The organism is Luteolibacter rhizosphaerae, assembly GCF_025950095.1.
GTDB classification, from domain to species: domain Bacteria; phylum Verrucomicrobiota; class Verrucomicrobiia; order Verrucomicrobiales; family Akkermansiaceae; genus Haloferula; species Haloferula rhizosphaerae.
In genome coordinates this window covers 1-12966 of the sequence record NZ_JAPDDR010000004.1, presented here as the reverse complement: position 1 = coordinate 12966, position 12966 = coordinate 1, and the positions used below count along the sequence as shown (strand labels likewise).

The window sequence follows — 12966 nt, the reverse complement described above, 5'->3', positions numbered from 1 at the left end:
GGTCATTCGCGCGGCATCATCTCGATTCCGGTCTCTGTGATCTCCACTTTCATCCCGGTTTCGCGCGCGATTTCGTAAAGTAGTTCCCACGCCGAGACATCGTTTCGGGCTATGTCCCGGATCCGCCGGGAAGACCACTCCGATAGGGGCCGCTCGAAAATGTCTTCTCCCGCTGCCACACGGAATCCCACCTTTACCCCCCGCTGCGTCGGCTCCAAATCTGGATCCGGATCCAGTTCCGCCATTCGTAAACATAGGAAATCGACCGACTCTTCCAGCGTCGTACCCTCGAAATCCACCTTCGGAATGATGATGGACTTCAGCTTCTCACGGATGGCGGCCTGCGCCGCATCATCTTCCTTACGTTGTCTCTTCGAGGCTTTACGCCCTCCGCTTTCTCCCCCCATCCCCGCGGAAAGTGCCGGTGACCTGCCGCGCCCGCCTTCCCCTTCTTCATCGGCATCCCTCCCGTTCTGCCCCGGGCATCCGACCATGGCCAACCCGGCGGCGAGCAGGACACCGGCAGCGAGGATCCACCACGGCTTCATCATCCGCCTTCTATCCATCCCCTGCGGCGAAGGCAACTCTCCGGCATCGCGTCGCCGCGCACTCGTTCCTTGATACATCCCCGGCTTCCCGCTCGTCTCATGGGTGCATGATCTGCCAGCTCCTCTGCCTTGCCCTCGTCGCCCCGGTCTTCGCCAAGGAAGTCCCGCCGCTTCCCGCGGAGCTCTCTGCCTACGTGCTGGATGCCGCCCCGGAGCCTACAGGCCTGCTTCTTCAGAAGGGTGATCGCCTCGCGATCTGCGGCGACTCGATCACCGAGCAGAAGCGCTACTCCGTGATCATCGAGGCCTACCTCGCCGCCTGCATGCCGGAGCTGCAGGTGAGCTGCCGCCAGTACGGCTGGAGCGGTGAACAGGCGGGCGGCTTCCTCGGCCGCATGGAGAGCGATGTCCTGCGCTTCCAGCCGACCATCGCGACCTCCTGCTACGGCATGAACGATTTCCGCTACGTGCCCTTCAACGAACCGATCGCTGAGGAATACCGCAAGAACGAGACCGCGATGGTCCAGGCTTTCAAGAAGACGGGCGCGCGCGTCCTGTTAGGTTCGCCGGGCATTATCGATACCGTGCCGCACTGGGTGAAGTCCGCGGCGGGCACCAAGGAGGACCTGAACCTCGCGCTCTCGAAGTTCCGCAATATCGGCATCGCCGTGGCCAAGGCGGAGGGCGTGGGCTTCGCCGATGTGTATCGCTCGATGCTGCTGGCCGACAATCAGGCGGAGAAGCTTCACGGACCCGGCTTCATGGTCTCCGGCAAGGACGGCGTGCACCCCGGCTGGGCCGGCCAGGTCGTGATGGCCTACGCCTTCCTCAAGGGCATGGGGCTCGATGGCAACATCGGTACCATCACCTATGACCCTGCATCCAACACGGCCACCGCCACCGCGGGCCATGAGGTGCTCTCCGCCACCGATGGCACCATCCGCCTGCGCAGCGCGAAGCTCCCCTTCTGCGGCGGCCCCGGCGATGTGAAGAACGACGACGTGATCCGCGCCGGGCTTGCACTCATTCCCTTCGATGAAGAATTGAACCGCTTCATCCTAAAGATCGATGCCCCTGCAGCCGCCAACTACGAGGTCCGCTGGGGCGATACCGCGCGCACCTACAGCGCCGATCAGATCAAGGCCGGCGTCAACCTCGCGAAGGACTTCGAGACGAACCCCGCACAGCCCGCCTTCAAGCGCGTCTGGGATGCCGTCGAAGCCAAGCAGAACTACGAGACCCGCCAGATCAAAACCCTCGTCCACGGCCCCGAAGGTGCCGCCGACCGCGAAGCCACCTTCGCCCTCACCGAGAAAGCCCGAGCCCCGCTCGCCAAGGCCATCGCCGAAGCACTGCAACCGCTCGAGCACAGCATCTCGGTGAAGCCCCTCTAACAAGCTTTTGAAGCCCGCCACCAAGGGTACGTAGTCCCGCCTTCAGGCGGTCGAAGCCATCTCAAGTGCCACAACACTCAGCTTAGCGGAAGGACGCGAGTCCTCCCGCTACCCCTCACACCTCCAGCTTCTTCCCGCCGCCTTCCTCCGTTTTCTTCGCTGCGGAGGCATCCGCCTTCGCCTTCTTCTCGGCCCGTTCCATCGCCCAACCGACGATCGCGAGAACCACGAAGACCAGCATCGCGCCGTAGAAGAAGTGCAGCGCACCCTTCTTGCTATCGGAGAAGCCGTAGTTGTGCAGACCCACGCTGAGGAAGTTCACACCCCACCAGGAGAAGCCCACGATCACCGCACCGAAAATCGACGCCATGTGCAGGCCCCACTCCTTGATGTAGCCGCCGAGGCGGGCATGCAGGATTGCCAGGGTCCACAGCACGATCATCAGCGCGCCGTTCTCCTTCGGGTCCCAGCCCCAGAAGCGGCCCCAGGAATCGTTCGCCCAGATCCCGCCTAGCACCGTGCCGATCAGCGAGAGCACCAGCGTGAGGCACAGGCAGCCGTAGGCCGCACGGGTCACCGCCCGGCGCTGCGAGGTATCGCCCTCGTCGAGCCCCAGCACGCGGAGCATCACGTAGCAGATCGAGATCAGCGCGGCGATCAGTCCGGAAGCATAGCCCAGCGTGATCGTGATCACGTGCGTGGAGAGCCAGAAATTCGAGCGCAGCACCGCGATCAGCGGGTCCAGATGGTCCTTGCCCTCGCCCACTTCGAAGCGGCGCGCCAGCACCACCAGGAAGGCTGCACCGATCGGCGCGATCCCCAGCACGAACTTCTTCTTCGACATCCACAGCACCAGCAGCGCGAAGAAGACCATCGCCATGTCGATGAAGATGATCGTGTCGTAGAGGTTACCCACCGGCGGGCGCTGCATGATGATGCAACGCTTCACGATCGGGATGATCAGGTAGATCAGGCCGAGCGAGAGGGTGATCACCGTCGCCCAGTAGCTGATTTTCCCGGCCTTGCTCTCGCCGGTGAAAAGCATGACGCCCGAGGTCACCGTGGCCATCAGAAAGAAGACCAGCGCGTAGACCAGCCAGTTCTTGCGGAAGTAGTCCGCCTCCAGCGGGATCGAGCTGTATTCATCGCGGACCTTCGCCCGTGCCACGATGCTATCTTCCAGCGCCGAAAACTTGTCGCGGAAGGCACCCTCACCCGTGGCCAGCGCCTCCACCGTCTCCTCCAGCAGCTTCACATCCGCGATCGATTGCTCCGGCTCGCGGGTCACGCCGGTGAAGATGTTGAACATCCGGTCGCCCGCGCTCACCCAGGTCACATCCTCCTTGTTCGAGGGCGGGAAGAGCTTCAGCCCGAAGTTCGACTCGTTCGCACGCTCCACGATCAGCGTCTGGATCGTCTGCACCTGCTCCGGCAGCGGCGTGCCGTGATGCTGGAATTCGGACACCGCCTGGCGGATCTTCGGCGCGGCACCCATCACCTCGCTGATCCGCAGCTTCTTGCCATTCTCGCGCTCGGCGGAGCCGGGCAGCAGGCCTTCGCGCGCGAACTTCATGTAGTTCGTCAGCGCCTCGAAGGTCATCACGTTCGAATAGAGTTCGATCGTTTGCGTCTCGATCGTCTTTCGGTTCGCCGCCGGGATCTGGTTGTACGAGCCGGCGAATTGCTTCAGCTTCTCCACCTGCGGCGCGATGTCGTTGTAGCTATATCGGTCGCGGCGGTCCTTCGTCGCCACGCCGATCGCCTTCAGCACGTCCGCATTGTCGAGGCGGAAGGTCGGCAAATCCTTCGCCAGCTCCGGGCGGAAGAGGCAGTCCAGCATCCACTCCAGCGGCTTCAGGCGCACCTTCTTGCCATCCTGGCCGATGATGTCCATCGAGCGCTGGCCGTGCAGGCTCAGCATGGTGAAGCCCGCGTAGGTGCCCAGCGGCTTCACGCGCCCGCCATCCTGCACCGGCAGGAGCGAGGCCTTCTCCACCGTCTCCTCGTCCCATGGCTTGTAGGCCGGGATCGTGCGCACCGCTCCCTCCGGCGTGCTGTCCTTGTAGACGAGCGACACGAGGTAAACCAGGCTGGCGAGGCCCAGGAAGAATACAATCCAGCGTCCGGTCTTCGCGTTCATCTCAGGCGGCTTGGTTGGCGTTGGCGGTCTTGGACTTTCCGCGGGTCATGAAGCTCCACAGCTTCAGGGCGAAGTGCAGGCAGAGCCCGAAACCCGCGATGTAAATGCTGTACTTCGGCCACTGATCGGACGGATTCCGCACGACTTCAAATCCTGAAATCGTCGCTTCCCCGCCGTCGCGCGGCGCGCTGTTGATCATCGTGTGCTGGTAAAAGGTCAGCCCGGCGTAACGCATTGGCTCGTTCATCTCGATGAACACGTCCGACTCGCGGCCATCCTCGATCCGCACGATATCGCTCTCGAAGAACTTCGGCTTGGTGGTGTGCGGGAAATACTCGGAACGCGCATCCTTCAGGCGCACCTGGAACGGCACCGGCCAGATCCGCTTCTCCATCCGGATCGCGAAGGTGCGATCCCCCGTGCGGTAGGTATAGGGAGCACGCGGCGCGAAGCTATCCGCCTCCGGCACCGTCAGGATGAAGGGATCGCTGTTCTTGCCATCGCGGCCCAGCACCTTCACGTGCACGCCCGGCGTGTCCTGCTCCGTCATCTTGCCCGGGTCCTGCCCATAGAGGAACCAGCCCTCTACAATCGGCTCGCCACGGGAGGGTGCCATGCTCTGCGCCGATACCACTCGGGAATTCTGCACGTAGCGGGCGAACTCCAGATCGAAGGGCAGGCTCGGGATGCGGATGGTCCGTGTGTCTCCCGCTTTCTCCAGATCCTTGAAGTACTTGTCCTCCACGAAGTGCACCTGGCCGACGGGCTTGCCGTCCTTCACCTCGATGACCTCCACCGTCGTCTCGGTCAGGGATTGCGCGTAGTCGGAAGTCGTCGGCAGGCCGGCCCCTTCCTTTTCGCTCAGCATCATCAGCCCGCGCTCTTCGGTAAGCTGCGCCACACCGCCCGCGATCATCATGAAGACGATCCCGAAGTGGGACAGCAGGATGCCGATCGTCTTCGGGCTTTTGCGCAGCTTGATCAGGCCGCCCAAAGTGAGATTGATCACCAGCAACGCGCAGACCCAGTAGCCACCCGGCAGCGGCGGCAGATACTTCTCCTTGCCCGCCAGATCCGGGAAGATCACCGCGGCATCCGGGAAGACCCAGAGTTCCTTCGGCGTGAAATACTTCTCCAGCGTGGCGTGCAGCCCGTGGTGCACCTGCTCCAGCGTGGCCAGCCAGGTCAGCACCATCAGGATCACCAGCAGCGCGGTCGCCAGGCCGAAGCCCGACAGCCACGCCATGAAGTGCGCGGGAAAGGATTTCTTCGGACGCTCGGTTGCCGGGTCGGAGGAACTCATCAGGGCAGCAGGTTACGGGTCGCGGGCGGGAACTTATTCAGCACGGTTGCGGAGCGCGGCCACGAAGGCCTTCAGCTTTTCTTTCTCCGCCTTCACCTCGGCGGTCGGGCCGGTCATCTTCACCGTCACGATCCGGCCATCCTTCTCGGCAATGATTCCGTAAAGCGCCTGAGCCGGTTTCGCGGCCTGCCCCATGCCCGGCATGTAATCGCCCTCCGCCTCCACCCAGAGCCCCGGGATCCCGGTCACGGTCCCCTGCTCCAGCTTGGCGATCGCCGCCTCGCTCAGCGGATCCATGTCGAACTGGCCCAGCCAGCGGTTCACATTGTCCGCCATGCCACCCGCCGCCAAGCCCACGGCCACATCGCCACCCGTGCCGAAGCGGTAGCTCAGAATGCGGAACTGCGAGCCCGGCTGCTCCAGCCAGCCCTCCGGCACCATCCCGGCCACGATCGGCCCCGTCCCGGGCCGTTCAAAACGTTCGTTGCTGCTCGCATCGAGCTGCAGATCCTGGTCGCGCAGCGTCACCGCGCGCGTGTGATCGACCGTTTCTTCCGATTTGCGACAGGCGGGCAGCAGGAGCGCCACGCCGAGGCATGCGGTGATTCCCCGGATTTTCATCGCGCTGCGGATACCCCTCCCTTCCGGTACGGGCAAGGGTATTCCGGTTGCAATCCGGCAGCAGCACGCGGAGGGGAATTCGTGCTTAGTATTCCGGAATTCTTACCCTTAGCTTCCCCCACGTGAGCGCCATCCGCTACTTCAACCGACACACCCGCCGCGAGGAAACCGAACAGGTCTACGGCGAGGGCTTCCTGAAATTCAGCTACGGGAACCCCCTCGGCGCCCTCCCGCTCCACGCCATGGTGAAGCGCGCCGGCTTCTCCCGCTGGTATGGCCGCCGCATGGATAGCCCCGCCACCAAGGCGAAAGTCGCACCCTTCATCGCCCAATACGGCCTCGATCCCGCCGAGTTCGCCGATGCCCCGGACAGCTACGCCACCTTCAACGAATTCTTCTACCGCAAGCTCAAGCCGGAGGCCCGCCCCATCGCGGACAGTGCCGCCGTCTTCCCAGCCGATGGCCGCCACCTCGGCTTCCAGAATGCCAGCGAGATCAAGGGCGTCTTCGTGAAGGGCCAGAACTTCGACCTAGGGAAACTTCTAGGCGATGACTCGCTTGCCGCGAAATACGCCACCGGCTCGCTCGTCCTCTCCCGCCTCTGCCCGGTCGATTACCACCGCTTCCACTTCCCCGCCACCGGCACCCCCGGCGCGGTGAAGCTGATCAACGGCCCGCTCTTCTCCGTCTCCCCCATCGCCCTGCGCCGCCGCCTCGCCTACCTCTGGGAGAACAAGCGCACGATCACCAAGTTGGAGACCAGCGACCTCGGCACCGTCCTGCTCATGGAAATCGGCGCCACCTGCGTCGGCTCCATCCTCCAGACCTTCACCCCCGGCAAGCCGGTGCAGAAGGGCGATGAGAAAGGCTACTTCGCCTTCGGTGGTTCCTCCACCATCACCATCTTCGAACCCGGCGCGGTCACGCTCGCTCCCGATCTCGTCGAATGCTCATCCCGCCAGGTCGAACTCTACGCCAAGGTCGGCACCACCATGGGCGACGCCGCGCCGTAAGCAGCCCGCAGGTACTACTACATTCATAGTAGCGGAAGGACTCTCGTCCTTCCGGCTGCTCGCGTCCGTCCTATTTCACCGTCGGATCGGTGCCTTCGTCCTCCGCCCGCTGCAGCCAGTCCCCCGAGCTCACCACCCGCAGCGGATCCACCGGCCCGATCCACTCGTAGGCCCAAGCTTCCTCCTCGGCCCCATCCTCCGAGACCACCGGCACCCTCACCCGCCGGTATTCCGAGCCCTCCACCTCCCCGGCCGAAAGCCCCTCGAACTCATCCAGCGCCGCCATCTGCTCCGGCCTCACCGCATAGAGTTCCCCGATCACCCATCCCGCTCCCGGCTTCAGTGTCAGCCCCGGGTACCACGTGATCGCATGCAGTTCACCCTCCACCCGCGCCGCACCACGAAAGCCCGCGCCCTCCATGCGGAACGCATTCGACCCGCCGCGCCGCAGCGTGCCGTAAACGAAAACCAATTCTCGGTGAGATTCCTCGTCGCTCATGGGAAGTTCTTCAACCCATGTTCGCGAGGATCCAGACCACCAGCAAGGCTTCCGAGACAAGCAGCAGTCCCGAGACCAAGCGGAAAACCTTCTGCCGCTCCCTCCGTCGCCCGGCGAGATACACGGCGAGACACCCCGCGAATGGCGAGGCCAGCGACAAAACCATGACGACATTCTCGATGAAATCGTCGGAACTCCCCATCGGGTCCCATACGAAATACAGATAGGCAAACAGCATCAGCGGCCCGGCCAGCAGGCAGCCGAATGCCACCCAGGTCATGATCGGTGTCGTCCTCGGAATCGCCACCTCCATCCAGTTGCCGGAGCGGATCTTCACCTTGTCTTCCATCCCGCCAGTCCACTCCCAAAGCCAGACCTCATGTCGCTCGGAATAGGATCGCGAGGACACGATGCTTCTCCGGACTCTCCGATAGTGTGACCCGCTTGATTCTCCCGAAGGAATGCCGTGAAACTCATCCAACTCCCGCAGCGAGGCGACAGATGCCCGGTGGATCTCCCCGACGACATTCCACCCTTCGTCATGCACATACACCAGCGCGGGCCGCGAATCGATCGAGTAGAGCACACCCTTCGCGCGGCCATTTCCCACCCACTCCATATCCACCATCCGCACGGCATCCGGAGCTCCGCTTCGGAGCGTGCCGTAGACGAACACCAGCTCCCTCCCTTCTTCCAGCCCTTCGGCCATCACCCTGTCAGAGTTCACTCCTCCTTCTCCGCCCACTCCTTCAGCATCCCCAGCACCGCGCCCCACGCGAAATTGCAGAAGCCCAGGAACGGACTGTCCTCCGCCCAGCCGGAGTGCCGGAACTCCAGCACCGTTAGCTTCCTCTCGCCGTCCTCCATCCCCAGCCAGCCGCCGGGATTCTCCCGCTCGTCCAGCTCGAAGAGGATCCGCGTGCCCATCCACCCGGAGGCCGGGCTCTGCTCCGGATGACTGCTGATCACCTCCCACTCGATCCGCTCGTTCTCGATCAGGTCGATCACCTTCAGCTTCACCTCGCCGTGCCGCTCGCCCGGATCATGCGCCAGCACCAGCCCGTCGTCCGTCACCGTCGTCGTGTGCGGTGCCCACCACTTGCCCAGCCCTTCCGCCGTCGCGATCGCCGCATAGACTTTCGCCACCGGAGCCTCGATCCACACCTGATGATAGATGGTCGCCATGCTCCTCTTTACTCCGTCTTCATGTCCTTGTCCTCTTTTCTCTTCCTCGCCTTCTCCATCTCCGCCTTCAGGTCGATCCGCTCGACCGCTTCCACCTGAACCAGGTTGATCCACAGGCTGCGCATGTCGGCCTCGCCCGGGGGCGTTTTTGCGACTTTCTCCAACAGCTCCTCCTTCGTCTTCCCGGTATCCGTCAGCAGCTTCTCCAGCGCCGGATCGCCCTTCTGCAATTCCGCTACCACCAGCATCGCCATCGCCATGCTCTCCTCGTAGATCAGATCCGCGAAGACCCAATCGCCTTGGACCTCATGCACCCGCACGAAGGCCTTGCGCGCGTTCAGCCCCTGATTGGAAAGGGGAGTTCCGTACCAGAAGCGGTAGAATCCACCCCTCTCCGCCCGCGCGGGAATCACGCCCGGCTCCAGTGTCTTCAGCGGAATCGGAGCAGGTGTATCCGCGGCCAGGCCCGGCAGAGCCAGCGATGCAAGGATCGGGGAGGATAGAACGAGGGCTTTCATCGACCCCACGATTCATCTCCTCCCTATTTCCACGCAAGCGGCAACTTCGACTCACTCCGCCTTCAGCTGCAGCAGCCCGCCGGAGAACTCCGGTTGCAGCTTCACCTCCACCCGGATCGCCCGCGTCTTCACCGCATCGAATTTCACCGTGTTCAGCGCATCCTTCGCCACGCCGTAGCCGCTCGCATTCGCCACCGGCTTCCACTCGGAGCCATCCAGGTAGGTCACCTGCCAGGACTGCGGCACACGGCAGCGGCCGGAGTCCGAATCATCGAACCAATACACCGATACCGAGGAGATCTCCTTCACCTCCTCGTAGGTGTTCTGGATCCACTCCGCGGTTCCGACATGGTTCCAGAAGGTGAAGCGCGGCATCCCCTCGCCCCGCGACGACGCGGGCGTCGGGTTCCTCAGGATTACATCCGTGGCATCCCCACCGTGATGATGCGAGGCCGTGAAGCCCGGTTCCAGCACCGCCTCGCCACGCAGTAGCGGGAAGGCCGTGATCCGCAGCGTCTGCGCGCCGAAGGGCACCAGCGTGACCTGCTCCACCGGTTCCTCGCTCTTCACCGGGCTCAGCGGCACCTCGTCCGCCATCCGCTCCTGCCGCACCAGACCCCAGCTCGGCAGGCGCTTCGCCGGCACCGTCAGCGTCACCGGCGTGCTCTCCGGCAGCCACGGGTTCTCCGGCATCTTGCCCCGTGTCAGCTTCACGTTGCCCGGCTTCCCGCGCTCGATATCCAGCGCGTAGTTCCATGCCGAGCCGGGCCTGTATTCCAGCTCATCGAATTTCCCGCCCGCGATCTTCGTCACGGACTCCACCTGCTCCTTGATCCGCAGCGAGAAAACCAGCGGCCCGCGCCACAGCGAGGCGGACCCGTTGAAGCCGTTCTCCGTCTCGATCTCCGCCGGGAACTCGGCCAACACCTTGTCCCCCGCCTTCCAGGTCCGCTGGATCGTCAGGAATTCACCCTGCTTCACCCCGGAGACGAATTCACCGTTCACCGCCACCCGCGCGTTCACCGCCCAGGAAGGGATGCGCAGCTTCAGCGGGAAGGCCAGGTCCTTGCCCGGCCGCACCGTCAGCCTCACCACATCGGAAAAGGGATAGTCGGTCTCTTCCTCGATCGTCACCGGCGTACCGCCGATCTTCACGGATACCTTCGTCGGCCCGTAGGCCATCGCCGCCAGGCCGCCGTCCTGCGTCGCCATCCACGCGTGCTGCACATACTTCGGCCAGCCCATGTGCAGGTTGTAGCAGCAGCAGTGGAAGCCGGAGTGCGGGCTCACCAGCAGGTCGTCGCCGTGATCGTCCGCATAGGGCAGCGTGCCCTTCTCGTTCTTCCGCGCCACCGGGCAGTTCGGCACCGTGTAATACTGGAATTGCTTGAACTCCTTCGTCGTCCCGCCGGGCAGCAGGTTGAAGGCGATCCGCTCGTGCCAGTCCGCGATCTCCGGATCGCCCAAAGCTTCCATCGCCACCTCGTTGCTCAGCATCTGCTCCACGATCGAGCACATCTCGATTCCCTGCGTGGTGGACTTCCCGGCCAGCGGCTCGGTGCCGCTCCACATCCCCACGGAGAGCCCGTGCTTCTTCCGCAGCGTAGCCCATGCATCCTTGAAGGCCGTCTTGTCATCCGTGCTGCCGGTGCGCTCGTAGTTCGTCACCGGGAACTTCATTCCCTGCGAGACGTTCACCCCGTGCACGATCCGGAAATCGCCCGGGCTGCCATCCAGCGAGCGGTAGAAGGAGTTCCAGCGGTTCGCCTGCTTCTCCAGCAGCGCGGAGAGATCTAGCAGGAATGCCTCGCCCGTCCGGTTGTAGAGCCAGTGCACCGTGTCGATCTGGTCGCCGGAGCGCGCCTTCGCCCACTCGAAGAGCGGTTGCTCCGGCATTTTCTGCAGCATGTAGCGGCAGTACTTCAGCAGGCACGGGATCACCCGCTCGTCCTTGGTCGCCTCGTAGTAGTCGCGCAGGGTCCAGCAGATCACCATCCGCGGCCACCAGTCGTTGCTCGATTTCGGCCCGATCTGTCCTTCCGGAGTCTGGGATGCCAGGATCGCCTCGATCCACTTCTGCCCCTGCGCCTTCAGCTTCGCGTCATCCGTCACATAGGCCAGGCTCACCAGACCGCGCAGGAAGTAGGGTCCCTTCTCCCAACCCTCGCCCGGGCCACCGCGCCAGCCGTTGTCCGGCCCCAGCTCCGAAATCGCCTCCTCCGCATGACCTGTTAGACCATTCGTCTGCAGGCGGAGCTGGTGCTCCAGCCAGCCCGTCGCATCCACACTGCCGAGCGCCAGCGCCACGAAGGGCGCCTGCTGCAGCGGCGCACGATTCGGCACCGCTTCCGTGGGCAGTACCGCCTGGGCAAGTACGGGCAGCGGCAGGGTCGCTGAAGCAATCAGAACGGGAACAAGCTTCATGCCCGACCAGAGCACAAACGCGTTCCAATTGTCAAACGATGGACGTCTTCTCAACCGGGTTCACAACCTACGAAACGATCTCCACCCGATGCCCCCCGGGGTCGATCGCCACCGCCCGGCGTCCCCACGGCGAATCCGCCGCCGGCGTCTCAATCACATGACCCGCCTCTTCTAACAACCGGCACGCCTCGTCGCAAGAGGCTACCGCGAAGCCAAGCCGCGTCCCCATAGTCACCGGGAAGCGCTCGCTCGCCGGATAGAGCTCGAAAGTCGGCCCCTCTCCCGTGGATGCGAAATGCTCCGGCCCCTTGCCGTGGCGATGCTTCTCGAAGGCGAGGCCCAGCAAGCGGTAGAAGGCCGCGGAGGCCTCGATATCCGCACACCGGATCACCGTGAGATTCAGTCGCGCGCTCATGGTTCCTCCGGGGCAGTAGCCCGCGTTCCCGGGCCGATCGTCCGCTCGCCGCGGAAAACTTCCTCAAGCACGGTCAGGTTCGCATAGCCCAGCTTCTTCGCCTCGTCGTAGAACTCGCGGCGCTTCTTCATGTCCCCCGTGTAGTGATAGGCCACCGAGAGGTTCGCCGCGATCGTCCCCAGATCCTTGCGGTAGCTCCAACCCTTCTCCCCGTGCTCCACTGCCTTCTCGTAGTTGCCCTCCATCAGCTCGATCACCAGCAAGCTTGAGTAAGCTTCCGCGGCATCCGGCTTCATCCGGATCGCCTGCAGGTAGGACTTCCGCGCACGCTCCGTGTCGCCCAGTTCGCGATACATCGCCCCCTTCCCCACATGGGCATTCTCCCAGTTCGGGTCCACCTCCAGCGCCTTGTCGAAGTACTTCCCCGCATTCTCGTAGTCGTCCTTCTTCAGGTGCACCCAGCCCATCAGGCCCCATGCCCCTCCCGATTTCGGATACTCCACCGTGTACTTCAGCAGGTCCTCCTCGGCTCCCGCAAGGTCACCGCCATGGAAGCGCGCATTGATCTGCTCCAGCCGCTTCTCGTCATCGCTCGCCGCGACCAAGGGCTTCTTGCACCCCGCCAGCAAAAGCGCCGCAACCATTAGCAAAAGGACCCGTGACATATCTCGCCCCCACCCTCGCCCATCCCCCCGCGACGAATCCAGCCCAAAGCCTTGGCAGGAGCAGCAGAAGCCAGGGACGAGCCCCGACAACCAGCCCATCTCTAAAGCCCCAACGGGCATGCGCGTCAGGTTAAGCCTTCGGCTTTTTCAGCACCGACTTCGCCGGTTTGACCCGTCTCAACACGAACGTGTTCCGGTCCTCCAGTACCCATTCCAGTTCTTCTCCTTTCTCAATCCCCGC

The 12966-nt window shown here is 63.7% G+C and carries 13 protein-coding genes; 2 read left to right on the top strand and 11 right to left on the bottom strand.

The genetic code is table 11. From position 1 onward, the window contains the following. Positions 1–2: 2 nt before the first annotated feature. The gene (locus OJ996_RS08240) at positions 3–407 is read right to left on the bottom strand and encodes a hypothetical protein (protein WP_264513066.1); all 405 of its coding nucleotides are present in this window, start codon (positions 405–407) and stop codon (positions 3–5) included. A gap of 248 nt (positions 408–655) precedes the next feature. Between OJ996_RS08240 and OJ996_RS08235 the strand changes: the two genes are divergently transcribed. Further along, complete coding sequence (locus tag OJ996_RS08235; RefSeq protein WP_264513065.1) at positions 656–1942, top strand: SGNH/GDSL hydrolase family protein; 1287 nt, start codon at positions 656–658, stop codon at positions 1940–1942. A gap of 115 nt (positions 1943–2057) precedes the next feature. Here the strand turns inward: OJ996_RS08235 and OJ996_RS08230 are convergent, their stop codons facing one another. From OJ996_RS08230 to OJ996_RS08220, 3 genes are read right to left on the bottom strand one after another with little or no spacing between them, the layout of a single operon-like run. Further along, entirely contained in the window at positions 2058–4082 is a 2025-nt protein-coding gene (locus OJ996_RS08230) for a cytochrome c biogenesis protein (protein WP_264513064.1), read from the bottom strand. A gap of 1 nt (position 4083) precedes the next feature. After that, a complete protein-coding gene (locus OJ996_RS08225) occupies positions 4084–5385 on the bottom strand; it encodes a cytochrome c biogenesis ResB family protein (RefSeq protein ID WP_264513063.1) in 1302 nt (433 codons plus the stop codon). 33 nt (positions 5386–5418) lie between these two features. After that, positions 5419–6006, bottom strand: a complete 588-nt coding sequence (locus tag OJ996_RS08220; protein WP_264513062.1) for a hypothetical protein — start codon at positions 6004–6006, stop codon at positions 5419–5421. Between the two features lie 122 nt (positions 6007–6128). Between OJ996_RS08220 and OJ996_RS08215 the strand changes: the two genes are divergently transcribed. After that, positions 6129–7019, top strand: coding sequence for a phosphatidylserine decarboxylase (locus OJ996_RS08215; protein ID WP_264513061.1), 891 nt, complete (start codon positions 6129–6131; stop codon positions 7017–7019). A 70-nt stretch (positions 7020–7089) separates the two neighbouring features. On the opposite strand, the gene OJ996_RS08210 is transcribed toward OJ996_RS08215, so the two are convergent. The 7 genes from OJ996_RS08210 to OJ996_RS08180 all read right to left on the bottom strand — a co-directional run bounded on the left by OJ996_RS08210 (position 7090) and on the right by OJ996_RS08180 (position 12704). Then, positions 7090–7518 carry a gamma-glutamylcyclotransferase family protein gene (locus OJ996_RS08210; protein WP_264513060.1) on the bottom strand — a complete coding sequence of 143 codons (429 nt, stop codon included), beginning with the start codon at positions 7516–7518 and terminating at the stop codon, positions 7090–7092. Positions 7519–7528: 10 nt separating this feature from the next. Continuing rightward, the gene (locus OJ996_RS08205; RefSeq protein WP_264513059.1) at positions 7529–8227 is read right to left on the bottom strand and encodes a gamma-glutamylcyclotransferase family protein; all 699 of its coding nucleotides are present in this window, start codon (positions 8225–8227) and stop codon (positions 7529–7531) included. Between the two features lie 14 nt (positions 8228–8241). Continuing rightward, complete coding sequence (locus OJ996_RS08200) at positions 8242–8703, bottom strand: SRPBCC family protein (protein ID WP_264513058.1); 462 nt, start codon at positions 8701–8703, stop codon at positions 8242–8244. An 8-nt stretch (positions 8704–8711) separates the two neighbouring features. Then, positions 8712–9221 (bottom strand): hypothetical protein, encoded by a 510-nt coding sequence (locus OJ996_RS08195; RefSeq protein WP_264513057.1) that lies wholly within the window; start codon positions 9219–9221, stop codon positions 8712–8714. Between the two features lie 51 nt (positions 9222–9272). Beyond that, positions 9273–11645 (bottom strand): beta-L-arabinofuranosidase domain-containing protein, encoded by a 2373-nt coding sequence (locus OJ996_RS08190; RefSeq protein WP_264513056.1) that lies wholly within the window; start codon positions 11643–11645, stop codon positions 9273–9275. Between the two features lie 67 nt (positions 11646–11712). Further along, complete coding sequence (locus tag OJ996_RS08185; RefSeq protein ID WP_264513055.1) at positions 11713–12060, bottom strand: VOC family protein; 348 nt, start codon at positions 12058–12060, stop codon at positions 11713–11715. Further along, positions 12057–12704, bottom strand: a complete 648-nt coding sequence (locus OJ996_RS08180) for a tetratricopeptide repeat protein (RefSeq protein WP_264513054.1) — start codon at positions 12702–12704, stop codon at positions 12057–12059. Before OJ996_RS08180 ends, OJ996_RS08185 begins: the two co-directional genes overlap by 4 nt. Positions 12705–12966 lie beyond the last annotated feature (262 nt).

Bases quoted from the DNA above. Each gene is read 5' to 3' on its own strand.
- OJ996_RS08220 (WP_264513062.1), bottom strand. From the start codon at position 6,006: ATGAAAATCCGGGGAATCACCGCATGCCTCGGCGTGGCGCTCCTGCTG.
- OJ996_RS08200 (WP_264513058.1), bottom strand. From the start codon at position 8,703: ATGGCGACCATCTATCATCAGGTGTGGATCGAGGCTCCGGTGGCGAAA.
- OJ996_RS08185 (WP_264513055.1), bottom strand. From the start codon at position 12,060: ATGAGCGCGCGACTGAATCTCACGGTGATCCGGTGTGCGGATATCGAG.
- OJ996_RS08230 (WP_264513064.1), bottom strand. From the start codon at position 4,082: ATGAACGCGAAGACCGGACGCTGGATTGTATTCTTCCTGGGCCTCGCC.
- OJ996_RS08225 (WP_264513063.1), bottom strand. From the start codon at position 5,385: ATGAGTTCCTCCGACCCGGCAACCGAGCGTCCGAAGAAATCCTTTCCC.
- OJ996_RS08205 (WP_264513059.1), bottom strand. From the start codon at position 8,227: ATGGCCGAAGGGCTGGAAGAAGGGAGGGAGCTGGTGTTCGTCTACGGC.
- OJ996_RS08195 (WP_264513057.1), bottom strand. From the start codon at position 9,221: ATGAAAGCCCTCGTTCTATCCTCCCCGATCCTTGCATCGCTGGCTCTG.
- OJ996_RS08210 (WP_264513060.1), bottom strand. From the start codon at position 7,518: ATGAGCGACGAGGAATCTCACCGAGAATTGGTTTTCGTTTACGGCACG.
- OJ996_RS08190 (WP_264513056.1), bottom strand. From the start codon at position 11,645: ATGAAGCTTGTTCCCGTTCTGATTGCTTCAGCGACCCTGCCGCTGCCC.
- OJ996_RS08235 (WP_264513065.1), top strand. From the start codon at position 656: ATGATCTGCCAGCTCCTCTGCCTTGCCCTCGTCGCCCCGGTCTTCGCC.
- OJ996_RS08180 (WP_264513054.1), bottom strand. From the start codon at position 12,704: ATGGTTGCGGCGCTTTTGCTGGCGGGGTGCAAGAAGCCCTTGGTCGCG.
- OJ996_RS08240 (WP_264513066.1), bottom strand. From the start codon at position 407: ATGGGGGGAGAAAGCGGAGGGCGTAAAGCCTCGAAGAGACAACGTAAG.